At 39.7% G+C, this 24,656-nt stretch carries 23 protein-coding genes; 18 read left to right on the top strand and 5 right to left on the bottom strand.

Annotation, left to right across the window (positions count from 1 at the left end; translation table 11 throughout):
- The first annotated feature begins 3 nt into the window (after positions 1-3).
- The 18 genes from KIH41_RS05105 (at position 4) to KIH41_RS05020 (ending at position 17,333) form a co-directional block, all read left to right on the top strand.
- Positions 4-1,137, top strand: coding sequence for a glycosyltransferase (locus KIH41_RS05105; protein WP_214161751.1), 1,134 nt, complete (start codon positions 4-6; stop codon positions 1,135-1,137).
- Positions 1,137-2,102 (top strand): glycosyltransferase family 2 protein, encoded by a 966-nt coding sequence (locus KIH41_RS05100; protein ID WP_213944047.1) that lies wholly within the window; start codon positions 1,137-1,139, stop codon positions 2,100-2,102. Before KIH41_RS05105 ends, KIH41_RS05100 begins: the two co-directional genes overlap by 1 nt.
- A complete protein-coding gene (locus KIH41_RS05095; protein ID WP_214161750.1) occupies positions 2,102-3,274 on the top strand; it encodes a glycosyltransferase in 1,173 nt (390 codons plus the stop codon). The genes KIH41_RS05100 and KIH41_RS05095 overlap by 1 nt, the downstream gene beginning before the upstream one ends.
- A gap of 11 nt (positions 3,275-3,285) precedes the next feature.
- Entirely contained in the window at positions 3,286-3,747 is a 462-nt protein-coding gene (locus tag KIH41_RS05090; protein ID WP_214161749.1) for an acyltransferase, read from the top strand.
- Positions 3,748-3,758: 11 nt separating this feature from the next.
- Positions 3,759-4,949, top strand: coding sequence for an O-antigen ligase family protein (locus KIH41_RS18265; protein ID WP_213944050.1), 1,191 nt, complete (start codon positions 3,759-3,761; stop codon positions 4,947-4,949).
- 3 nt (positions 4,950-4,952) lie between these two features.
- The gene (locus KIH41_RS05080) at positions 4,953-6,050 is read left to right on the top strand and encodes a glycosyltransferase family 4 protein (RefSeq protein ID WP_213944051.1); all 1,098 of its coding nucleotides are present in this window, start codon (positions 4,953-4,955) and stop codon (positions 6,048-6,050) included.
- 13 nt (positions 6,051-6,063) lie between these two features.
- Positions 6,064-7,221: a glycosyltransferase gene (locus KIH41_RS05075; protein WP_214161748.1), complete on the top strand. Its 1,158-nt coding sequence runs from the start codon at positions 6,064-6,066 to the stop codon at positions 7,219-7,221.
- Entirely contained in the window at positions 7,221-7,790 is a 570-nt protein-coding gene (locus KIH41_RS05070) for an LbetaH domain-containing protein (protein WP_213944053.1), read from the top strand. The genes KIH41_RS05075 and KIH41_RS05070 overlap by 1 nt, the downstream gene beginning before the upstream one ends.
- On the top strand, positions 7,787-8,671 hold the full coding sequence (locus tag KIH41_RS05065; protein ID WP_214161747.1) for a glycosyltransferase family 2 protein: 885 nt from the start codon (positions 7,787-7,789) through the stop codon (positions 8,669-8,671). The genes KIH41_RS05070 and KIH41_RS05065 overlap by 4 nt, the downstream gene beginning before the upstream one ends.
- A 12-nt stretch (positions 8,672-8,683) precedes the next feature.
- Positions 8,684-9,445 (top strand): glycosyltransferase family 2 protein, encoded by a 762-nt coding sequence (locus KIH41_RS05060; protein WP_214161746.1) that lies wholly within the window; start codon positions 8,684-8,686, stop codon positions 9,443-9,445.
- 64 nt (positions 9,446-9,509) lie between these two features.
- Positions 9,510-10,382 (top strand): glucose-1-phosphate thymidylyltransferase RfbA, encoded by an 873-nt coding sequence (rfbA, locus tag KIH41_RS05055; protein ID WP_214161745.1) that lies wholly within the window; start codon positions 9,510-9,512, stop codon positions 10,380-10,382.
- A 49-nt stretch (positions 10,383-10,431) separates the two neighbouring features.
- Complete coding sequence (locus KIH41_RS05050; protein WP_214161744.1) at positions 10,432-11,475, top strand: glycosyltransferase family 2 protein; 1,044 nt, start codon at positions 10,432-10,434, stop codon at positions 11,473-11,475.
- Positions 11,476-12,462 (top strand): glycosyltransferase, encoded by a 987-nt coding sequence (locus KIH41_RS05045; protein WP_213944058.1) that lies wholly within the window; start codon positions 11,476-11,478, stop codon positions 12,460-12,462.
- 101 nt (positions 12,463-12,563) lie between these two features.
- Positions 12,564-13,532 carry a glycosyltransferase gene (locus tag KIH41_RS05040; RefSeq protein WP_213944059.1) on the top strand — a complete coding sequence of 323 codons (969 nt, stop codon included), beginning with the start codon at positions 12,564-12,566 and terminating at the stop codon, positions 13,530-13,532.
- A complete protein-coding gene (locus tag KIH41_RS05035; protein WP_214161743.1) occupies positions 13,525-14,550 on the top strand; it encodes a glycosyltransferase family 2 protein in 1,026 nt (341 codons plus the stop codon). The genes KIH41_RS05040 and KIH41_RS05035 overlap by 8 nt, the downstream gene beginning before the upstream one ends.
- On the top strand, positions 14,547-15,440 hold the full coding sequence (locus tag KIH41_RS05030) for a beta-1,6-N-acetylglucosaminyltransferase (protein WP_214161742.1): 894 nt from the start codon (positions 14,547-14,549) through the stop codon (positions 15,438-15,440). The genes KIH41_RS05035 and KIH41_RS05030 overlap by 4 nt, the downstream gene beginning before the upstream one ends.
- A gap of 16 nt (positions 15,441-15,456) precedes the next feature.
- Positions 15,457-16,422: an NAD-dependent epimerase/dehydratase family protein gene (locus KIH41_RS05025; protein WP_214161741.1), complete on the top strand. Its 966-nt coding sequence runs from the start codon at positions 15,457-15,459 to the stop codon at positions 16,420-16,422.
- Positions 16,389-17,333 (top strand): MraY family glycosyltransferase, encoded by a 945-nt coding sequence (locus KIH41_RS05020; RefSeq protein WP_214161740.1) that lies wholly within the window; start codon positions 16,389-16,391, stop codon positions 17,331-17,333. Before KIH41_RS05025 ends, KIH41_RS05020 begins: the two co-directional genes overlap by 34 nt.
- A gap of 62 nt (positions 17,334-17,395) precedes the next feature.
- Here KIH41_RS05020 and pfkA read toward each other — a convergent pair whose 3' ends face one another.
- From pfkA to KIH41_RS04995, 5 genes are all read right to left on the bottom strand, one after another.
- On the bottom strand, positions 17,396-18,382 hold the full coding sequence (gene pfkA / locus KIH41_RS05015) for a 6-phosphofructokinase (RefSeq protein WP_213944064.1): 987 nt from the start codon (positions 18,380-18,382) through the stop codon (positions 17,396-17,398).
- A 1-nt stretch (position 18,383) separates the two neighbouring features.
- On the bottom strand, positions 18,384-18,761 hold the full coding sequence (locus KIH41_RS05010) for a methylglyoxal synthase (protein ID WP_213944065.1): 378 nt from the start codon (positions 18,759-18,761) through the stop codon (positions 18,384-18,386).
- A gap of 292 nt (positions 18,762-19,053) precedes the next feature.
- Complete coding sequence (gene priA / locus KIH41_RS05005; protein WP_214161739.1) at positions 19,054-21,573, bottom strand: replication restart helicase PriA; 2,520 nt, start codon at positions 21,571-21,573, stop codon at positions 19,054-19,056.
- Positions 21,574-23,604: a thioredoxin domain-containing protein gene (locus KIH41_RS05000; protein ID WP_214161738.1), complete on the bottom strand. Its 2,031-nt coding sequence runs from the start codon at positions 23,602-23,604 to the stop codon at positions 21,574-21,576.
- Positions 23,591-24,580, bottom strand: a complete 990-nt coding sequence (locus KIH41_RS04995) for a GSCFA domain-containing protein (protein WP_213944068.1) — start codon at positions 24,578-24,580, stop codon at positions 23,591-23,593. The genes KIH41_RS05000 and KIH41_RS04995 overlap by 14 nt, the downstream gene beginning before the upstream one ends.
- Positions 24,581-24,656 lie beyond the last annotated feature (76 nt).

Here is a 24,656-nt window from a genome sequence, read left to right as displayed (position 1 = left end):
TAAATGAAAACCAAGAGGACTATTTTTATTCTGATTAACACACTTAGGGGAGGAGGCGCTGAGAAAGTGCTAATTGATATTTTGAGGCGAATAAATTTTGATAGGTATGAAATTACCTTAGGTTTAGTGTTCCCAAGCGGAGTACATATCAATAAAATACCCTCCCAGGTTAAGTTGATTTATTTGATGCCTGAGAATCCATTTTTTTCCAGATTATTGAATAAAATAATTTTTGAATGGCCCAATAAAATTGGTGTCGATTTTCTAACCAAGATTTTTATCAATATAAGGTTTAATGAAACCTATGATCTCGAAGTGGCATTTATGGAGGGACTATCCACCAAGTATTTGAGATATAAAAATAACCGTAATAAAAGAATAGCTTGGGTACATACTGACTTAAAGAACAATCATTATACCTCCTCGCTATTTGAGAGTGTCTCGGAAGAATCCCGCTTTTACAACTCCTATGATCAGATCATATTCGTCAGTAAAGAATCTATGCTGGAATTTAATGAAATGTTTGGAGTTCCAAAAAACAAGCAACTTGTTCAATCTAACCTGATCCCCCGGTCAGAAATTTTATATAAAAGTGAGGAGTTTCAGGTTTCTAAATCAAAGTTTACCATTGTATCCGTAGGGAGACTTGAAATTCAGAAAGCGTTTTATAGATTAATTGAAGTAGCTAAGTTTTTGAAAAATGAAGGATATGAATTTGAAATTTGGCTTATTGGTGAAGGTGAATTAGAAGCAGATTTAAAAGCTCAAGTTCAAAATTTGGATCTTACTTCTGAGGTTCAATTTTTAGGGTATAAACACAACCCTTACCCCTATATTAAGGCAGCAGATTTATACCTCAACACTTCAATTACAGAAGGCTATCCATTGTCTGTATGTGAGGCTATATGTTTGGGTAAAGTTGTAGTATGTACTTCGAGCCCTGGTTCTAGAGAAATATTGGGTGATAATGAGTTTGGTATCATTACTTACCATGAATCCTACGCAATATTCAGTTCGATCAAACAACTAATTGATACTCCCGAATTATTTGAGGAATATGAGGTGAAATCTTTAGAAAGAGCCAAAATCTTTGATGAAAAGAAAACCATGCGTGAAATTGAGAACATTCTAGGTTGATGATACTTTCAATTGTTTTGCCCACATATAATGTAGAAAACTATTTGGGAAGTTGCCTCAATAGTATTCTTAACCAAGGAATCAACCCTAGTTTGTATGAAGTGTTGGTCATAAATGATGGGTCCACCGATAATTCTGGGAAAATAGCGGAGAGATTTTCTAAAATTCATAATAATGTCAAGGTTATAAATCAACCAAATAAAGGGTTAAGTGGTGCTCGAAACACAGGTTTGAGAAATGCTATAGGAAAATACGTATGGTTTATAGATAGTGATGATATAATCGTGGAAGGAAGTCTAAAATTGGTTTTCCAAAACTTGAATGAAACTAACGTTGATGCTTTGGTTATTAATTTCGCTAGATGCACTCCTGAAGGAAAACTGATTTCTTCTTCCCCTTTAAACAAGACTTTTGATGAATATAAGACTTATACCGGCGTTGATTATTTTTCAAACAGGCCTGGTGATTTTTTATGTTCTTGGAGATATATTACCAAAAGGGAAATTTTATTGACTAATGACCTTTTCTGGCTTGAGGGAGTGATTCATGAAGATAACGAGCATACACCGAAGCTGCTTTATTATATACACAGTTTAAAAATTCTTCATTCGACTGTGTATGTTTACCAGGTTAGACCAGGGTCAATCATGAGCAGCTTTAGTCCCAAAAAAACAAAAAGCTGGATAGACATATTTAGATCCCTAAAAGTCTTCAGAGATAGTTTGCCAAAAAACGATTCCTACAGAAAGTGTCTGAATGAATATTTCCTTCAGCAGTATAGTAATTACCTTCATGACAGGTGTTTATTACCTAATATCAAGGCGGAAATAAAAATGTTAAATAGGGTCTCATTTCTTGAGTACTGGCAGGGGATGGGTGTAAGAAGTTTTGGGAAATTACTTTGGATTAAAAATTTCCCAATCATGTTTAGTAAATGCTCCTATTTTTATCATAAGCTGACCTGATGAAAATTTGCCTTGTTACCTATAGCGTTTTTACCCATGGCGGAATGCAGAGGATTACTGCTACAATGGCCAAGGAACTATGCAAAAGACATGATATTCATATTTTAGTGACCTCGGGAAAATCCGATGGGAACATTTATAATATTCCTGAAGAAATCCCCGTCACCATCCATGAGTTAAGTCTACCTAGGAAGGTGATCAGAAATTTTTTTAATTATATCGCCAAAAAAGGATTTTTCAACCGAAGACGTGTAAAGAGTTATAAAAAATTAATGTTTCTCAAAAAGCAGAGGGATTTTCTAATAGACTTTAATTATAGAAACAAGTTTGACCTTGTAATTGGATTTGATAATGGTAGTGATTTTTGGATGGCATCGGTTAAAGACCAAGTAGAAGTTCCCATGATTGGGGTGATCCAAGCGTCTTATGAGCACTTTTTCGGTAGTCCTTCAAGAGGAAATTATAATCACGAATGGATATTCCAACACCTTCTTGGCAAATTAGATAGGCTAATTGTGCTTTCTGATGATGATAGGAGATGTTTTGCAGAGAAGTTAGGCCTTGATACGGTTAAGGTTTATAATGCACATGACATGGCCTATGATCAGATCACCGGGTTGACAAATAAGAAATTTATTGCGCTAGGAAGATGTGCGCACCATAAGGGATTTGACATATTAGTTGAGGGGTTTAAAATTTTCGCTGAAAAAAATTCGGAATGGTCCTTAGAAATTATAGGAGATGGACCTATGAAGGCAGAGTTGCAGGAAAAAGTTGCTGAGTACAAATTGTCGCAACGCGTTAGTTTTCACCCTTACACTAACAACGTTCAGGCGCATTTGGCGGCTGCTTCTGTCTTTGTTTTTAGTTCTAGAAGTGAAGGGTTTGGAATTGTGCAGGTAGAAGCCATGAGTTGCGGTTTGCCAATTGTTGCCTCTACTATTCCTGTGACAGCCGAAATTCTTTCTGACCGTGGTTTAGCTATATTTTATGAAACCGAAAGCCCCCAATCTCTAGCTGCAGCCATGAATGAAATAATTCAGTTAGATTTGGCGCAAATGAGTCAGAGAGCCTTGTCCTATTCCAAAAATTTTACGGCCGAAGAGATTGGTAAGCAATATGAATCCATTTTTTATGAAGTAGTGAAATGCGTTCCGGAATACAATATATAATTAACCTATTCATGCCCTTGATTCCCGAAACGAGGCTATTTGGGCTAAAGAATAAGCTTTATAAAATTGCAGGGGCGACAATTGGTAGGGGCGTGAGGATCTGCTCATCGGTGCAAATCAGAGGAATTGGCGAACTGAGTATTGGGGACCACACATGGGTGGGCCATAATAGTCATATTATAAGCGCCTGTAATATAGTAATAGGGAAAAATGTGGACATTGCCCCAAACGTATTTTTCACCACGGGTTCTCATCAAATTAATATGTCGGGCGAGAGAATTGCGGGGAAAGGCACTCAAGAAGCTATTAACATAGGGGATGGTAGCTGGATTGCAGCAGGGGCTATCATTTTGCCGGGGACTTCTATTGGTAACAAATGTATAGTAGCTGCTGGTGCGGTAGTGAAGGGTTCATTTCCTGACAATTCATTGATAGGCGGAGTCCCCGCCAAACTTATAAAACAGTTAATCTAGATTTTTAGGTTGTGAATAAACTCATCAAGTATTCTGCATTTTTTGTTGGAGCAATAGGCATCAATCAAGTTTTAATCATTAGTCCGGAGGTAAATCAAAGTATTTATTACGGGATCTGTGGACTATTTTTTATCATGTTGCTTTTTTCTGGGGGGATAGATAAGCTGAATATTTTCCTTAGCGGATTTCTGTTTTTTGCGGTAGTAAGCATCATGATGAATACTATCCCTTCACAATTTCAACCTTGGTTTAGGTTGGTTTCCTTCATAATTATGGTTGGCTTGTTGGGCCCATTTATTTCTTCTCCAAAATTCTTTGCCTTTAGATATTTTACCTTTAGTAAAGTGAATTTATTTATTCTGATCCTTGGGTCGAGCAGCTTTTTAACTAAAATTGTTCCAATGGGTGTTGCGGAAGGACGAGGAGGTTGGAGCGGTTTATTTGTTCACACGATGATACTTGGACCTATGGCAGCCATTTCAATGGTTTTGGCATTGTACCTTTATTATAATGAGAAAATCAGCTGTCGACCACGAAAAAACTGGCTACTTTTGTATCAAGTCTGTATGGCTTCTTCATTTTTTAGTCTATTGCTTGCTAGTTCGAGAACGGCTATTTTGGCTTGTATAGGGGCACTTATATTCTTTTTTTATAAGATTTATCAAGATAGGCTGTCTAGGTTTTTCACCAAAATAATATTGATCTCAGGCTTATTGATATTCTCGAGCCCATTATGGCTTTCTTATGCCGAGGGAATTCAGGATAAGATGCATCAGAGTGAGAAAAAAGGTGATTTAGTATCCACCCGAAGGGCAATATGGGATGCCCGTTTTTTGGAGTTCTACGAATCCCCAATCTTTGGGGTTGGATTTGCCCATTTGAAGTACAATGCTAAAAAGAAAAAAGATGATGATGGGAAAATAGAACCCGGCAGCTCATTTTTAGCGACTTTATCTATGACAGGTATTTTAGGGTTTCTGATGCTGGTGGGTATTTTAGTATCCTATATAATTTTTGTAATTAGGAATAAGACTGATGTCTTAAATATTGGTGTTCTGGGAAGCCTCTTGGTATTCTTCTCAATTCATATGTTGGCAGAAGGCTACTTGCTTTCTTCTGGTGGAGTTATGTTTTTTTACCTCTGGCTCTTATTGGGAAATATTGAACTTTTTAAGCAAACTGGCAAAGTGCAGATTTTATAGCATATGAAAACCTTAATTTTTTGGCAGTACGCATTAAGCATTCATCAGTCCGCATTCACCAAGAACATTGCAAAAACACATAAGGTGATGTTATTGGTAAATAAGGACTTTAGTGAAAACAGGAAGGATTTGGGTTGGATTGCACCTGATTTTGGAAATGTGGAAGTCCGAGTTGCTCCATCTAAATCTGAAGTTGAGCAGGTCTTCAGATCCCATCCAGAGGCCATACATGTTTTTGGCGGTATAGACGCTTTTCCATTTGTATTTGAGGCATTTAAGTTGGCCGTGGGGCTAAAGAGTAGGATACTTGTTTACCTAGAAACCGTTAATCTCGAGGGTTTTAAAGGTCAGCTGAGGTTCATTAAATATACCTTGTTGTTTCGGAAGTATGAAAAACACATTCGTGGCATTTTGGCCACTGGATTAACAGCTAAAAGGTCTTTTATCAAATTGGGTTTTCCTGAAGCAAAAATTTATGATTGGGGATATTTTACTGAAGAACCTGATAATGTCTTGGATTTTGGTCAAGAGAATAAAAATAAGCCTAGCTACCTCTACGTGGGCGCTCTAATCAAAAGGAAGAATATAGTACCCATTATAAAAACCGTTTGTAAATTTTCTGAAAAAGTTGAAAGATTCACAGTTTTAGGTGGTGGACCTTTGGAAAACGAGGTTAAGGCTCTGCTGGAACCTGTTGGCAACTTCCATTTTTCCGGAAGCGTTTCCAATACTGAAGTTTTTGGCCTTATGAAAACCCATGACTATTTAATCCTGCCTAGTTATTTCGATGGCTGGGGGGCGGTGGTCAATGAAGCACTGATGTCGGGCATGAAAGTGCTGGTGAGCAACCGGTGTGGGGCCAGTGTGTTAGTGGCCAAAAATGAGGCTGGGTTGGTATTTGATCCATTTTTTCCAGAATCGTTTGAGTCGGTTTTTCGAAAGTCATTGCAGGATGGTCCATTAGAAAATGAATCAAGGGTGGCCATTCAAAATTGGGCCGTTTCCACAATTTCAGGTCCGGTGGTCTCTATGTATTTTGAAAAAATTATTGAACATATTTTTGAAGGTTCCGAGGACCTGACAGAGGCCCCTTGGCTTTAATATTCACTTTTTTATGCAAGTTTTACATGTTATTTCCACCTTGAATAAACGTTCCGGTGGGCCCTCCTTAAGTTCTTTTACTTTGGTGAAAGGGCTTCAGCAAATCGGGTTGAATATCGAAATGCTGACTTTTGCCCCTAGGGATGAAAACGAAAAATTGATTTCAGAGGAAGTTTTTATCTGGAAGCTTCCTTACTCTATGTTTCCAAGATGGGAGTATTCGTTGTCAGCTATCAAGTTTTTAAAATATAACCACAAGCAATTTGATATTTTTCATATTCATGGTCTGTGGGAGTTTTTGCCCCATGCCGCGGCCAGGCAGGCCATGAAAACCAATAAACCCTTTGTTTTTACCCTTAGGGGCATGCTGTATCCTTCAGCGCTGAATCACTCCAAAGCAGTGAAGACGGTAGCATCCATGCTTTTTCAAAACAAGGATTTGGCCAGTGCCGCAGTTCTGCACGCCACGTGTGAGGAGGAATACAAGGTCATCAGGTCATTGAATTTTAAAAATCCCGTTGCAATAATCCCCAATCCGATCTCTCTTCCGCCTGAATATAAAACGCTTAAAGAAAAATGCAGGGAAAAAGTTCGATTTGGATTTGTGGGGAGGCTCAATTTTATTAAAAATATTGAAGGGTTAATTTTTTCCTGGAGATTATTGATGAATGAACTGGATGAGGAAAGTGTAGAATTGGTGATTGTGGGCAATGGGAATAATAAATATAAGCGCAAGCTTACAAGTTTGGTGGCTAAAGAGAAATTGAAAAATATTATTTTTTCGGGATTTCTGGACGGTGAGGAGAAAGATGAAATGATCTCCTCTTTCCACTACCTTCTTTTGCCTAGCAAGTCTGAGAATTTTGGAATGGTGGTAACCGAAGCATTATCCAAAGGAGTTCCAGTGATTGCTTCCAAAGGGACGCCGTGGGAGGACTTGGAAACATTTGGCTGTGGATGGTGGGTGGATAATGAGCCATCAAACTTCAAATCTTACATATTGAAAGCCTACCATCAAAAGGAGGCAGAAAGAATCCAAATGGGCATTTCAGGACAAAAGTTGGTTAGAAATAAATACAGCCAAGCTGCTGTGGCCGACAATATGAAAGATTTATATAATTGGGTGATGAATAAAGAAACTATACCGCCTGCATTTGTAAAACTTCATTAATGATTGAGCAAATAAACAATATAGAGGTAGATTTATCCAAATACCAAAACAGGTTAAGTTTTGGCAATAAAGTGGGTAGGCTATTGTGGACCATAGTTCATCTATTATTAATTAGGCCATTTACCTTGGGGCTATTCAATTCCTATAGGGTGTTTATTTTTAATTTATTCGGTGCAAGTGTATCATATAAGGCGACTGTTAGTGCCAATGCGCGCGTTTGGGCACCTTGGAATTTGATTATGGAACCTTTTTCCTGTCTTGGTCCCAATGTGGACTGTTATAATCCAGGATGTGTCAGAATTGGCAAAAACTCAACAGTTTCTCAAAAAGCATATCTATGCACTGCTACGCACGACATTACTTTAGCGCACCATCCTCTGATAATTTCCCCGATTACGATTAAGGATCAAGTTTGGGTGGCCGCCGATGCATTTATTGGACCCGGGGTGACCATTCACCAAGGGGCAGTGGTAGGAGCGAGGGCGGCTGTTTTTAAAGACGTGGAAGGGTGGTCAGTAGTAGGGGGGAATCCTGCAAAGTTTATAAAAATCAGACAATTGGTAGGTTGAAAATCAGTGTTGTCATATTGACTTTTAATGAGGGAATTCATCTTCAAAGGTGTCTGGATAGTGCCAAATCCATTTCCAACGACATTCATGTAGTTGATTCCTTTTCGACTGACAATACCAGTCATATAGCCAAACAAAATTCAGTAAAGTTCTACCAAAGAAAATGGGAAAACAGCCACGCCAAACAATTGAATTGGGCACTGGCTACGTTGCCCTTTGAAGGTGATTGGATACTTAGGATGGATGCTGATGAATACCTGACCGATGAGCTTATTGAAGAAATGAAAATTAAGTTGCCTCACCTGGATTCCGATGTAAATGGAGTTTATTTGCCCTTGCAAAGGGTTTTCCTGGGTCGCCACATTAAAAGAGGTGGGGCAAATGGGGTGAAAATCATGAGGCTTTTCAGACCTGGAAAGGCATATTCCCAACAGAAATGGATGGATGAGCGGATGGTCGTACCAACTGGCTCTACTACAACCTTTAAAGGCGCTTTTGTAGATGAAAACTTAAATGATATCAGCTGGTGGATTGCAAAACATAATCAATATGCAACTAAGGAAGCCATTGATTTGCTCTCGGCTAGTTTCCGCAACCCAGATTTAAGGGTGCAGGATGATACTTTAAAGCGAAAGACCACCGAAAAGGTTGTCTACAACAAATTACCACTTTTCTTCCGAGCCTTCTTATACTTTTTTTATCGCTACTTTATTCAGTTAGGTTTTTTAGACGGCAAGGAGGGCTTTGTATGGCATTTCATGCAGGGGTGGTGGTATAGGACTTTGGTGGACGTGTTATTATTGGAAGTAAGGATCAAATACGGTAAAGACACAGAAGCCATTAAAACATATTTTTTGAAAGAGCATAATATAGACTTTTAAACTTTTGAAGTTATGAAGATTAGCGTTGTCACGGTCAGCTTCAATAGTATCCGGACTATTAAGGACACCATTAATTCGGTACTTGCCCAAGATTATCATGATTTGGAATATATCGTAATCGACGGAAATTCTTGGGACGGGACAGTGGAGATACTTAAGTCATTTGAGGATCCCAGGTTAAAATGGATCTCAGAACCCGATAAAGGGATTTATGATGGGATGAACAAAGGTATAAAAATGGCCTCGGGTGAAATAGTAGGGATTTTGAACTCCGATGATTTTTATAAGGATGAGACGGTTGTAAGCCAAATTGCAAAGGAATTTTCCAATTCAAATGCAGAGGCGGTATTTGGTGACGTGAGCTTTGTGAATCCTAAAAAGCTAAATAAAACCGTGCGGTATTACAGTTCCAAATTCTTCAACCCTTCAAAATTTCGGTATGGTTTCATGCCTGCCCATCCCACTTTTTTTACAAGGAAAATATGGTTTGAGGAATTCGGTTATTATCAAACAGACTATAAAATAGCGGCGGATTATGAGCTGCTGACTAGATTTCTTTACAAACACAAGCTCCCATACCGGTATGTTCCTGTAGATATGGTGGTAATGAGAACGGGTGGGGTGAGCAACCGATCCATTGTCAGCAATTACATTTTAAACAAGGAAATCATTAGAGGGTGCAAGGAAAATGGTATTAGGACTTACCTCGGTTTATTGATGTTCAAATATTTCGTAAAAGTTTTTGAATTGGTGCCAAAGTGGAAAGTCTCCTAAAATATGCTAATTTTGGGCTGTTTTAATCTAATTACCATATGCCGAGGCATATAAACGAAACTTGATGAAAGGAATTATTTTAGCTGGAGGCTCTGGCACGCGATTACACCCCCTTACCATATCCGTAAGTAAGCAGTTGATGCCTATTTACGACAAGCCCATGGTTTATTATCCGCTATCGGTGCTTATGTTGTCGGGGATCAAGGAAATCCTGATTATATCCACGCCTCATGATTTACCAGGCTTTGAAAAGTTATTAGGTGACGGAAGTCAATTAGGAATTAAATTAAGCTATGCCGAGCAGCCCTCTCCGGATGGTTTGGCCCAGGCTTTTATTATTGGAGAAGAATTTATAGGCGATGACGATGTCTGCTTGGTTCTAGGTGATAACATTTTCTATGGTGCAGGCTTACCGGGCTTGCTTACCAATTCCGCCAAAGTAGCCGCATCGGAGAAAAAAGGAGTGGTGTTTGGATATTATGTGGAGGATCCTGAAAGATATGGGGTAGCCGAAATTGATGACAATGGCAATGTTTTGAGTATCGAAGAAAAGCCAACAAATCCGAAGTCCAATTATGCAGTGGTCGGCCTATATTACTATCCAAACAATGTAGTTCAATACGCGAAGCAGATTAAGCCTTCAGAGAGAGGGGAGCTAGAAATTACCGCCATTAACCAGATGTATTTAGATGACAAAAATCTAAAACTACAAAAATTGAGCAGGGGATATGCCTGGCTGGATACCGGTACCCATGAATCGATGAGTGAGGCTACTGAATTTGTAAAGGCTGTCGAGAAAAGAACAAGTTTGAAAATTGCCTGTATAGAAGAGGTTGCCTACAGGATGGGGTATATTTCGAAGGATGAATTAAGGGAATTAGGTACACCGTTAGCAAAAAGTACTTATGGGCAATATATTTTGAAAATTGCAGAATAAATTATATAGGTGTTACATGTAGTAGCACCTTTTATTTCTTTATTTTTTTATGACATTAGTTACTGTTCTGATGCCAGTCTATAATGTGGCACCCTGGCTGCCTGAGACTATTAGCTCTATACTTAACCAGACTTTTACAGATTTTGATTTTTTGATTATAAATGATGGAAGTACAGACAATAGCGGAGAAATAATAAACTCTTTTAATGACCCCCGAATTAGGTATATTAAAAATAGCCGGAATTTGGGATATATTGAATGTCTCAATTTTGGGCTAAAAAGCATAACTAGCAAATATATAGTCCGGATGGATGCGGATGATATTTCTATGCCAGATCGACTTGCGAAACAAGTTGCCTATATGGAAGCTCATCCAGAAGTAGTAGTATGCGGAGGCAGCAGAATTAATCTGTTTGAGGAAAGTACCCGAAAGCCACAGTTAATTAAGGCAGTTACAGATACAAATCGGCTTTTTATTCAATCTATATTTAATACCTCAATACATCATCCCAGTGCAATTATTCGTACTTCTGTGGTAAAAGAAAATCAACTAGAATATAAGGAGAGGTTTTATTACGCTGAAGATAAGGAGTTTTGGTTGAAGTTGTCGCAATTTGGCCTTTTAGCAAATGTTTCAGACCCTGTTCTATATTATAGAATCCACAGTAAACAGGTGACTTTTTTGTTTTTGGAAACCCAGCGAGCTAACAGCACTACCATCACCCAGGAATTTTTTAATAGAAATGGGATTTGCATACCTGGCCGAAGTTTGAAGGCCCTCAGAAAAATTTGTTACGAGGAATCCTGCACCTCCCTTTCCGAATTAAGAGAGGTTGAAGAGTTAATTTTTTTTATCCTTGAAAAGGCGCTTGCAACAGGTTTAGCCTACTCAAATGAATTGGAGATAGAACTGAAAAAAAGGATGGTTACGATTGTTTCCCGGTCGTCAAGAGTAGGTTTTGAGATGTTTGCCTTTGTGTATAAAAGCAAACTTATTAGTCTTATGCAAATGGGCCCTTCTACCTATTTGAAAATTGGGGCCCGATACTTTTACAAGGGCAACAACCCCTTACCCAAAGGTATTAGAATATAGATGATCCTAAGCGTAATCATATCAGCTTATAATCTAGAAAACTTCATTGGGGAATGTATAGAGTCATTAATGCTTGATTCCGATTGCTATGAATTAATTGTTGTTGATGATGGGTCGAGTGATAAAACAGCGCAGGTTATTAAACAATTTTCGAATTCAAATTCACAAGTCAAATACTTTTACCAAGAAAACAAAGGAGTAGGAGCGGCCAGGAATTTGGGTCTTTCAAAAGCGGATGGGGAGTACGTATGGTTTGTGGATGGGGATGATTTTATAAATACTGTTCAATTTTCCAAAGCTCTTCAAATTGTAAAAAATAGTGAGGAAGATGTGTTAAGCTTTGGGTTTGACCTGGTAGATGAAGCGGGAAGAAAACATGATTGGTTAAATCTGAAACCTGTTTTTGAGAAGTCAATAAGTATGTCAGGCGAGCAGTTTTACCTTCAGAATTTGCGGTTCAACTATGTGTGGCAGTTTATCATTAGAAAGGACTTGTTGCTAAAAAACAACATAACTTTTCTAACTCCTTATAAAATGCAAGATGCAGCATTTTTTCCCCGTCTAATGTATCATGCAACTTTAGTAAAGACAATTGATCTTATATTGGTTAATTACAGGCAAAGATTAAACTCGGCCGTAAATAGCATAAATCCTTCCGATCGCCATTTTTTTTATTTATCAATGCTAGAGGTGGCCAATAGTGTGCAAAGATTCAGAGATAAATTAAAGGAAAATTCGTCCTTTAAAAATGGATTGGAAAAAGCCATAGACAGGTTTAATCAGATGCTGTTTTTAGATTTTATTAGTTCTGACTTTGATATGGAGAAGGAAAGTCAACTGTATAAAATGCTTAAATCGTATGGATTTTTTCCCTTTAAGAGGATTACCGGGTTTACCACCAAGATGAATTTAAAACTGAATTTCTACAGGTCAATTTGCAATACAAATCCACTATTTTTTAAAAAAATATATCGTATAATTAACTGATGGTTGAGGTTGATTCAAATTCAAAAATACACTGCATAGTTCCTAGGCCGCAATCGGCCCATTGTAACCAGATCTTTACCGGTTTTTATACATTGCATAAGATGGGCCTGATTGATATGCAGCTCACAAACCCGAGTCTGGCTAACAATAATATTTTTGATGTGATAGTCAACAATCAAATCAAGGTCAGGTACGATTTGTTGGATGGGTTTAATTGGGGGCTGGGTGAAAGTGATTCCGGAAAATTTGAGCTTTTTAGCAAGCTAACAGGGGATTGTGATTATTACTTTAAAAGAAGCTTCCACCCAATTTTAGAGAATTATGCCAAAGCGTCATGTAAGGTTTTGCCACTGGGCTTCAACCTGAATGTGGTACCCTCATCCTATTATTTTTTAAAGAAAGGACTCTCATCTTTGATTTTCACTCCCAAGGTATTATTAAACTGGCTTTCAAATTTTGCTCAAGACAACATCGAGGAAAAATACTATTCCTATCCGCCAGTTCAAGGAATAAATGTCAATATTTTATTTTATACACGACTGTGGGACCCTGCTGATTATGTAGATAGTTCTGATTTTTCGGATCACTTGGCTCAAATTAATATCACCAGAATTCAATCCCTTCAGACTTGTAGAAAAAATTTTGGCGACCAATTTAAGGGAGGTCTATATGACAGTCCAATAGCTAGAAGGTTGGCTCCAGAGCTAATTCTTAATAGGAGAGCTGTTCGGAAATTGAATTACTTAAAGGAAATGAAGAAAAGTAGCATATGCATCAGTACGGCTGGCCTTCATAATTCCACAGGCTGGAAAATGGCCGAATATATTGCTGCAAGTCGAGCTATTGTATCGGAGCCCTTGCATTATTTGCCGACAGGTAATTTTCAGAAAAACATGAATTACTTGGAATTCCATTCAACTGAAACATTGATTGGTCAAATAGAACAGTTGCTAGTCAATCCTGATTTACGGGCACAAATGATGAAAGCTAATCAGGAGTATTATCAAAATTTTTTACGACCAGACCAGCTGGTATTAAATTCCTTAAAGAAAATCCAAGAGTATGCGTGATTTGGTTACAGTGTTGATGCCTGCCTATAATTGTGCAAATTATATTCAGGAGTCTATTGATTCTATCCTGAATCAAACTTTTTCTGATTTCAAATTTTTAATCATTGATGACGGGTCTACCGATGCCACTAAAGAAGTGATCAACTCATATCCTGATCCACGCATCCAGTTTGTAAATAACCCAACCAACAATGGCTATATACATTGCTTAAATCAGGGGATTGAGATGATTTCCTCTAAATATATAGTCAGGATGGATGCTGATGATATAAGCTTACCTCAAAGGCTGGAAAAGCAAATTGAGTTTATGGAAAAAAACTCAAATATTGCAGTCTGTGGATGCGGTAAAATTAATTTCTTGGATGGCCATCCGGAAACTGAAACGGAAGTTTTTAATATTACAGATTCTAGAGAATTGCTATTTAGCTCCATATTTAACACCTCCATACCTCATCCCAGTGCGATTATAAGACGATCTATTTTATCTCAGAATAACATTAAATATAATGAGCACTATTATTATGCCGAGGATAAAGCCATGTGGCTTGACCTTTCCAAGTTTGGTGATTTGGCCAATTTACCAGAATATCTGATCAAATATCGGCTTCACAAAAATCAAGTGTCCACCACAAAGCATCTTATGCAAAGGAATAATAGCTTAGAGAAAACTAAGCTTGCTCTTAATGATTACGGGATTGACCTTGCACAGGAAGAAATGGATGCGCTTCATTTTATTTGTTACCCACAATGCTGTACTTCACTAAAAGATCTCTATCAAGTCGAAAGTCTGATCAATAAGATGATCTATTTTTTCAAGATCTCTAATCAGTTTGATATACAATTTGTAGAGAATTTTTTATTCAATAGGCTTTTGATGAACGTGACATGGTCCACGCCAATTGGTCTTGAAATTATCGGGTTTATTAAAGGCAGTAAATTCCTGAATTTAAATATGTTTGATGTCAAGTTCTTCGTTAAGTCAATTTTGAAAAGAAAAACTAGAGGGTTATTTCCATGAAAATTGTTTACCTCATATTGGCACATAGGTATCCAGATCAATTGATCAGGTTAGTAAATAAATTGAATACCGAGCATACCCATTTTCTGATACATTTGGATAAAAAAGTTGGGCGTTATGAATATCATTATATTCATAACGCCCTGGCCTCAAATGGTAATGTTGATTTTTTAAAAAGACATACTTGCAATTGGGCTGGATTCGGAATAGTGAAGGCAACTTATGAAGGTATAAAATTTTGCGTTGAAAATAACATTGCCTGTGATTACCTCTGCTTGATGAGTGGTCAGGATTATCCAATCAAAAGCAATGGATTAATATTTGATTACTTAAAAGCACATGAAGGTAAGTCATTTATAAACTTTAATTCTTTGCCAAACCCGATTTGGACGAATCACAATGGGGGATTGGAACGGTTAACTAATTGGTATATCATTACCGACAAGCAGCGATACGGATTCCCAAATAACCTATTTAGTTCTAGACCTAGGTTGTCTAAACTATTTAAAAGTACGATTGGCAAAGTAATTCCAAAAAGGAAGTTTCCATCAGGTTTCAAACCGTATGGTGGTGCTCAATTTTGGACCTTACATAGTAAACATGTCCGATATGTTTATGACATCATTCAAAGCCATCCTGATTTTTTCAACTTCTTTAAATATGTGATGGTTTCTGACGAGTTTTTGTTTCAAACCATCATGGGCAACTATCCCCAGCAAGCGGAATTGATAAACACTACACTTCATTTTTTGGAATGGGACAGGCCTGGAGCTGTATTGAATTATAAAGACCGTGAAAACATACGGACAACTGAACATCTTTTTGCCCGCAAATTTGACTGCAACGTGGATGCTGAAATAATCGATTATTTGGATTCACATCTTTTATAAACCTTAATTTTTTTTTATGGCTTCTGTTTTAATTACGGGCTCCTCTGGTTTTGTAGGTAAAAATCTGGTCAAGTATTTTCAACTGGATAAAGGTTTTGACATTACGGAGGTTAATAGGTCACCAGCTTTTCCAAATCCAAATTATTTTACGTTTTCAGAATTTTTCTCTGATAACAATCATCAATTTAACCACTATATCCACTTAGCTGGGAAAGCCCATGATGTACACAATGCATCAAGTCCAGAGGAATACTTTGAGGTCAATTTAAAGCTGACCAAGAAAGTTTTTGATAAGTTTCTTCAAGATTCTCAGGCAGAAACCTTTATTTATATAAGCTCCGTAAAAGCGGTTAGGGATTCTATTGAAACTGCCCTTACTGAAGAAATTGAACCCAATCCGCTTTCGGCATATGGGCTGTCAAAATTAAAAGCTGAGCAATATATCCTTGAAAATTGCCCTTCTGATAGGAAAGCAATTATCCTCCGGCCATGTATGATCCACGGTCCTGAAAATAAGGGGAATTTAAACCTATTGTATTCTTTTATTTCCAGAGGCATACCATATCCATTAGGGGCATTTTCAAATTTCCGATCATTTCTCAGTATCGAAAACCTTTGCTTTATTATCATGCAGGTTATTGCCAAGCCCATTGCCACAGGAATATACCATATCTCAGATGACATCCCGTTGAGTACCAGGGATTTGATTGAAATCATGGGCGATTCCACAGGAAAAAGGGCTAGGATTTTACATGTTCCCAAACCAATTATTCGGGGTATTGCTAAAGTAGGTGATTATTTACGCCTTCCCATCAATTCAGAAAGGCTCAAGAAGCTGACAGAAAACTATGTCGTTTCTAATTCAAAACTGACCCGCTCACTACTTGTCGAACTCCCCGTGTCCAGCAAACAAGGACTTTTTCAAACTTTTAAATCTTTTCAAAAGCTATGTATTATCTTTTTGCCATATGCGCTCTTTTAGCCACAGAAATCCTCTACATTCAGTTAGCCAAAAGCTTTAGGATAGTAGATTTACCAACAGACCGGTCTTCCCATAAATATGCTACAGTAAGGGGAGGGGGAGTCATCTTCCCGATAGCATTATTCCTGCCATATTACTTTGGTGAAATCAATTCCAGCTTGGTTTTGGTGGTCCTTTTGGTAGCCGCGATTAGCTTTCTTGACGACATGTTTTCTTTGAGTCAACTGCCGAGGGCTGTAGCTCAAATTGCTGGAACACTTTATCTCTTTTATGATCTGGAAGTTCTTTACCTGGAGTGGTATTATGTATTGATTTGCGCGGTGTTGTTTTTTGGATGGATCAATGCCTACAATTTCATGGATGGGATTAATGGAATATCCGTACTGTACTGTTTGGTAGCTTTGATTTCCTTCAGTGTAATTGAAGCCAATTATATTTATCATGAGACCTTTGCCATCCTGGGGCTGGCTTGTCTTGTTTTTTCATTTTTCAACTTACGCCAAAAAGCTGTTGCTTTTCTGGGGGATGTGGGAAGCATAAGTCTCGCAATTATCCTCGGCTACTTTATGCTTCATACAATTGTGGCAACTGATAACATTTACTATTTATTGTTTTTTGCCATTTATGGAGTGGATGCCATAATTACTATCTTTATAAGATTACTGAAAAGGGAAAACATTCTTAAACCACATCGCTCACACCTGTACCAACAGCTGGCAAATGAGCACGGCAAAAGTCATATTAGGGTCTCCTTCTGTTACGCCTTGGCACAATTATCTCTCAATTTCCTACTGATTTATGGAATCGGTATGGCTAATATGAGCGCAATATTATTTACGCTTGTATTGTGCACAATCTTCTTTTTTTACATCTTGGCAAGAATCAATTACCGGATTAAAACCGTAAGTTGATAGTTAAGAGAGAAACAAAAAAGGCCAGATGTTTAGTCTGGCCTTTTTTGTTTAGGTTAAGATCATTGTGAAAGAATCTTTGCAACTCGAAAGTCATCCTCATCAACCTCCTTGTCATCCACAATGGCACGCTTAATTGGGGTATAAACGATCTTGTTGTTTATAATTCCCGCCATCACGTCTTCTTTTCCATGTATCAACCCCTCTACGGCGGCAACGCCAAGCTTACTAGCCAACAAACGATCGAAGGATGATGGAGACCCTCCTCTTTGAAGATGGCCCAAAATGGTAACCCTGATGTCGTATGTTGGCAAGAACTTTTTCACCTTCTTGGAAATCTCCAATGCTCCACCGCTCTTTCCGCCTTCCGCCACGATTACGATATTGGATTGCTTTTTGGCTTTTGCCCTGGATTTTAGCCTTTCAATAAGGTTTTCCACCGGCATTTTTCGCTCAGGGATCAAAGTAGCAGCAGCGCCACTTCCAATTCCGGCATTCACTGCAATAAAACCTGCATCTCGTCCCATCACCTCTACAAAGAAAAGGCGGTCGTGTGAACTTGCCGTATCCCTAATCTTATCGATTGCTTCTATGGCCGTATTGCAAGCCGTATCAAAACCTATGGTACTGTCAGTCCCGGAAAGATCATTATCGATGGTGCCCGGAAGGCCTATGGACGGGATTCCAAATTCTTTATAAAACAGGTGCGCACCCGTAAGTGATCCATCACCACCAATGACTACCAGAGCATCAATGCCATGGGATTTCAAGTTGTCATAGGCAGTTTGTCGGCCTTCCGGAGTCCTAAACTCCTGGCTTCTGGCAGACTTGAGAAACGTGCCTCCTCTTTCAAGAATGTAGGCCACATCCCTATTTTCGAGTTTTTTGATGTCATTTTGTATCAATCCTTCATAGCCTCGGAAAATCCCAAAGACCTCCAAATTGTAGTATTTAGCCGATCTTACGACAGCTCTGATGGCGGCGTTCATTCCGGGTGCATCGCCTCCCGAAGTGAGCACACCAATGCGTGTGATCGTTTTGTTTGCCATTTTATTTCGAAATTGTGTTCAGGTGTTTAAACATTAATTCTGCAGACGCCAGGTTGGTGGCCAGGGGTATATGGTGTACGTCACATATGCGCATCAACATCTGTACATCCGGTTCATGAGGGTGTTTGTCCAGTGGGTCCCTGAAGAACACGACCATGTCGAGCTCTTTTTGGGCAGCCATGGCGGCAATTTGTGCATCGCCTCCCAAAGGTCCCGAAAGAACTCGGGTAACTTCAAATCCGGCTTTTTCTATGTGAAGTCCTGTGGTGCCTGTGGCGACCAACTGAACGTTTGAACTTTTCAACTTTTGCTTAAAGCCGCTAAGAAAATGAACCATATCGGCTTTCTTGCCATCGTGGGCAATCAGGGCAATTTTCATAGAGAGTGAGTAATAGGTTTAGTTTACCTCTATCGATGCTAGTGCGCATATTCATGGACCGGAGATGGAAGACCGAAGACCGAAAGAGTCCTCATTAGTCCCTCTTCCCTTCACCGTTGGAGCTTACTGGCAATGATGCGGGTTAACAAATAGGTTCTAAAGCTTAAAGTTATAAAAAAACCATTGACCAATAAGCATTCTGCCAAGTGTAAAATACTTTAATTTTTTGTTATAAGAATATGCTGAGGAAATATTTTGGCTGGAGAGGGGCATGGTTAAACGCATTAGTATCTTACCCCGGATCCACATCCACCACAAATCTGGTCGACCGGAAGGTCTTGTCTCCTTGAAGTTCCTCTATTTGTCGCATTAATTCCTGCTTGAAGTAGGCGGGGACTTGGTGGGACTTGTCGAGCTTGACCAAGATTTCAAAAATGTAGAGGTTTTTGATCTTGCCTATCAGCGCTTTTTCCGGACCGAGAATTATCTTTTTGACTTCTATGCTGTTCAGCAGATTGACTAGATGTTTGGCTCCACGCTCGGCAATGTTATGGTCTTTGTGCTTTACACTTATTTTAATGGCCTTAATGAATGGGGGATAGAAGAAATTTTTTCTCTCCCCCATTTCCTGCAGGTAAAAATTCCGGTAGTCCCCCTTGATGATTGATTGGTAGATAGGATTATCAGGTTGGCGGGTTTGGATGATCACCGAACCGGTTTTTTCTCTCCGCCCGGCCCTGCCGGCCACTTGGGTAATTTGTTGGAAGGCTCTTTCTCCGGCACGGTAATCCGGGAAATAGAGTATTCTGTCAGCATCCACGATGCCCACTACAGTCACCTTGTCAAAGTCCAGTCCCTTGGTAACCATTTGGGTGCCCACCAAGATGTCAATATTGCCTTGACCGAAATTTTCCAGGAGTTTTTGAAACCCATATTTGCTGCGGGTGGTGTCCATGTCCATTCTAGCGATTCTGGCTTCTGGAAAAAGCATGGACAAATTTTCCTCTATGCGCTCGGTACCTTGCCCCACCGTGGTAATGGATACACTGCCGCAGGCTTCACATTTTTTGGGAAGCTTTTCCTTAAATCCACAGTAATGACACCGCATTTCCTCGCCAAACTGGTGATAGGTGAGGCTCACATCACAATGCTCACATTCGGGAATCCAGCCGCATTCCTCGCAATTCACAAAAGGAGCGTAGCCTCGGCGGTTTTGAAAGATGATGACCTGTTCCTGATTGTTGAGAGCGGCCTGTATCTTTTCCCTAAGCTGTCGCGTGGTGTCAAGTTTGAGTAAATTTTTTTTCTTGTCACTCAAAATATCCGACAAGACAAAATCAGGCAACTGGGCATTTCCATACCTATGGGCCATTTCCACCAAACCATATTTTTGTTGGCGGGCATTGTAGTAGGACTCAAATGAAGGCGTAGCGCTGCCCAATAGTACCTTGGCTTGATGCAGGTAGCCCAACATAATGGCGGCATCTCGAGCATGAAATCGCGGTGCCGGGTCAAATTGCTTGTAGCTGGTCTCGTGTTCCTCATCCACAATGATAAGTCCGAGGCTGTCAAAAGGCAAAAAGATGGAAGAGCGCACCCCAACCACCAATGGAAAACGACCGCTCAGCACGCCCTGCCATACTTCCACGCGTTCATTGTCGGAATATTTGGAGTGGAAGACGCCCATTTTGCTTCCAAAAACTTTTTGTAGTCTATTAACAATCTGGGTGGTAAGTGCAATTTCAGGTAATAAAAATAAAACCTGAGAACCACTGTCAAGCACTTCTTCTATCAACTTTATGTAAATCTCAGTTTTCCCGCTGCCGGTGATTCCATGGAGCAGCACGGTCTGCTTTTCTTCAAAATGGGCCTTGATGGCTTGCATAGATTGGTCCTGCGCATCGGATAATTCCACCAGCTTTGGCTCATCCACCTGAAGTCCATCAAATCTGCTGATCACCTTTTTAAATTCCTCAAACACCCCGTTTTTGACCATTGTTTTGACAGTGCTAGGAGAAGACCCTGTTTCCAACAGGAGTTTTTTATCTACCCCAGCCTCATTCAATTCAGGTTTTTGATAAATGGGCACCATTTGAAGATAACGCAGGAGCAATTCTTCCTGCTTGGCTTTTTTGGAAAGGAGCTCGAAAAGCCCTTCCAAGGCCGCTTTTTCTTCAATGAATTTCCCATGTAACCTTATCCTGTTTTCTATCTTGGGGGAGAATTTCTCCTTTACTTGGTCAAAAATCAGCACAGCCTCTTTGGCCACAAGGCTTTTGATGATATGGTGAGCTGATTTTAGCTGCAGGAGCTTCCCACATTCCTCGTAACTAAGCTCATCCTTAGTTTCCAATTGATCCAAAATGACCTGTTCCCTAGGATCCATGGGGTATTTGGTTTCGTAAGGGTCAAAATTGGGGTTGAGCTGGATTTTACTTTCACTGCTTAATTTGAGCCCAGATGGCAGTGCGGCATTCATCACCTCCCCTATATGGCAACAGTAGTATTCAGACATCCAGGTCCAAAACTTGATCTGGAGCGGATTGACGGTAGGGTTGCTATCCAAAAGTTCCAATAGGGGTTTGGCCTCATATTCCTTTGGGGGTTTTTGATGCACCCTGCCAATGATGCCCGTCAACACTTTTCTTTTCCCGAAATGCACCATCACGCGCTGGCCAATTTGAATTTCAGCCAAGAGCTCTTTTTGGATTTTATAGGTAAACATTTTGGGAATCGGGACCGGAAGGATTACATCCGCAAAATGGCCACCTTGGGCCGATTCAGAATTGTCGAATAAGGTGTTCTCAAACATTTAATTCAGCTTAGGTAATTGTTTCAAGGCCTCTTCTACTGTTTCTACAGGCTGTTTGCAGGTCTTATTAAAGCAGACATAAAAACGTGAACCTGTTTCTGGGACAGTTTTGCCTTCCAAGAGTGGGGGAGTGGAAGATTCCACTTTTGAGAAACTGAAAACAACATTAGGGTGGAGTGATTTGGCAAGCCTTTCCGCTTGCTTCTTGGCACTTGGGCCCATTATAGCTATCTCGCCTGTAGGCAAATGCATCTCCATGTAATGTTGAGCCCAATGGGCCATAAAAGCGGGATCAGATAGGATAAGCTTTTGCACCATTCCCAGCATCTTTTTGGAAAGGTCCAGATATTCCTCATTGTAATAATACAGACCTAAGAAATGAAGATTTCTGGCCATTTTGGAATTGCTTGATGGGATTACATTATCGAAAAGCTCTTTTTTATTGGCAATAAGTTTTTCCGATTTTGGATTGTTGAAAAAGAATAGGGGTTCCTTCTGGTCAAGAAATTCATCCATAACCACTGCAGTCATCTCACGGCTTAATTCAATCCATTTTATATCCCCCGTCATTTGATAAACTTTGATGTTTGCCTCTATTGTTGTGGCGTAATCTTCCAGGAAGGCGTTGTTGTAGGCGGTCCCTTCTTTGTAAACTCTATAGAGTTTTTTGTCGGTGTATAATTTGTCTGCGATGAAATTAGCCGCATTAAGAGCCAAATTTCTATACTCCTCTTTTCCACAGGCGAAATAGCAATCAACAAGCCCAGTAATGGTTAACGCATTCCAGCCGGTCAAAATCTTGTCATCCAAGCCTGGTTTTACCCTGTTTTGACGATGTGTGAAAAGTTTATGCTTTATCCCCTTCAATTTGGTATGTAGGTCTGTTTCCGTAAAGCCATACTTCTGAGAAATTTGGTCGTATTCCTGGGTTTGAAATAGAATGTTGGTGCCTTCTTCCCAGTTTCCTGCATCCTTAATGTTGTAGAGGTCTTTAAACCACTCAAAATCCTCCCCAAGCATATCCTCCAGATCGTTTGCCTTCCAAGTATAGAACTTTCCTTCTACTCCCTCACTGTCGGCATCAATGGCAGCATTAAAGCCACCTTCAGGCTGAAGCATATCATTTTTAAGCCATGCTATGGTTTCACAGATCTTTTCCAAGAAAAAGCTGTCATCACTGGCTTGGTAGGCCTTGGCATACATGGATAAAAGTTGACCGTTGTCGTAGAGCATTTTTTCAAAATGTGGGGCAAACCACTCGGCGTCTACCGAATATCTTGCAAATCCACCTCCGACATGGTCATAGATGCCTCCCATTCCGATTTTTTTGAGCGTAAACAATACCTGATCTCTTACCTCCAAATTGTCGGAAAGCCTAGAGTAGCTCAACAGAAATTCCCAGATTGCGGGCATGGGGAACTTAGGGCTCCTTGAGAGACCTCCCCATTGGCCATCAAATTGCTTTAGGATCTCTTCAGCTGCTTTGTGTATGACCTCATCAGTGGTCTGTATGGTTTCATCGGAAAGCCCATATTTATCCTTTTCCAACCTACTCAAGGTTTCCCCAAAGCCATCTGCACTTTCAGCCAGCTTATCATAGTGCTCATCAAATGCCTGGGTAATGTTTTTCAATAAAGCCTTAAAGTTTTTATTGGGAAAATAAGTGCCTCCATAAAAAGGCTTTTGGTTTGGCAAAAGAAAAACATTTAAGGGCCAGCCGCCATTGAGCCCCATAGCCTGCACAGCATCCATGTAGATGTTGTCCAGATCTGGCCGCTCCTCACGGTCAATTTTGATGCATACAAAGTGCTCATTCATCAACTTCGCGGTAGCCTCATCCTCAAAGCTTTCTTTTTCCATCACATGGCACCAATGACAGGCTGAATAGCCAATACTGACCAGAATGGGCTTGTTTTGAGACACGGCCTGCTGCAAAGCATCCTCATTCCACTCCTGCCAATCCACCGGGTTGTAGGCGTGCTGGAGAAGGTATGGGCTTTTGCTATGAATGAGTCGGTTAGCGTTTTTCATGGGTGTTAAGCTGGTTAAGGATCGTTTGTTTTTCCGATTTAAAGTCAAGGCTTTCAGGAAGCTGTTCAATCTTCAGTAACAATTTTTTCAAAAATTTCTGGTGTCCCTCAGAGTCTGGATTGAATGGCTTATGCGCCAAATCCTTTTGAATGGAAGTGATCACCTGGTTTAATTGTTTTTCTTCTTCCTTCAAAAATGCATTTTCAAATTTCTCCCAAATGTAATCTTCTGCCATAGGGGTGACGTGAAGCAAGTCCGACTGGTAGAAACGGTAGTCCCGTAGATCATCCATCACCAATTCGTAGCTGGGGAAATAATGTACGTTTGCAAATTTGGAGCTGAGCTGATGGCTTAGCACCCTCAGAAGACTTTTGCTCACCTGGTTTTCAGGTATCCCGTCTTTGATATGACGTACTGGGCTTACAGTAAAGATCAACTGGATCTTCGGATTGACGGAAAGGAGTATAGCGTGAAGTTCTTCAAAAGACTCGATGTTTGCCTCCAGGCTCAGCAACCGTTTGCTAAAGTTTTTTGCGGGCTGCTTATGGCAATTGGCCACTAGCTGGCCTGAATCCAAATGCTTATATACGAATGAAGTACCTAGCGTGATAAAAAGATGGGAAGCCTGCGTTAAGTACTCTTTAGTTGCGCTTAGCTTTTCCTCAATTATTTTGCCCAGCAACTCTTTAGATCCGGCTTTGATTTCCGAGTGGACATGATAATGTAAATGTAGCCCGTTAGTTTCAAGCCTTAGAATTGGATCCAGCTCCTTATTGAGAAGAGCGCTCTTCAAAAGGTGAAAAAGGGAAATGGGGTTAAATATAATCCCAAATGGATTGGATAGAATTTGGTATTTTCTTTCCCCAAGCTTGTGTCCCAGCATGTTGGCAAAGCAGGAACCTACCGAAATTATTTTTTGGGAGTGGGTTAGGGGTTGCTGAAAAGTGGGGATGGGAAAAGTGGTGCGAAAATTCATATTATAAAAATAAGAATTTCAGCTTGAATGAGCCATAAAAAAAGCTAAGAACATACGTCCTTAGCTTTCTATTGGG

The organism is Litoribacter ruber (genome assembly GCF_018500185.1).
Lineage (GTDB): Bacteria > Bacteroidota > Bacteroidia > Cytophagales > Cyclobacteriaceae > Litoribacter > Litoribacter ruber.
The sequence above is the reverse complement of the archived record's forward strand: the minus strand, read 5'-3'. Positions and strand labels throughout refer to the sequence as shown.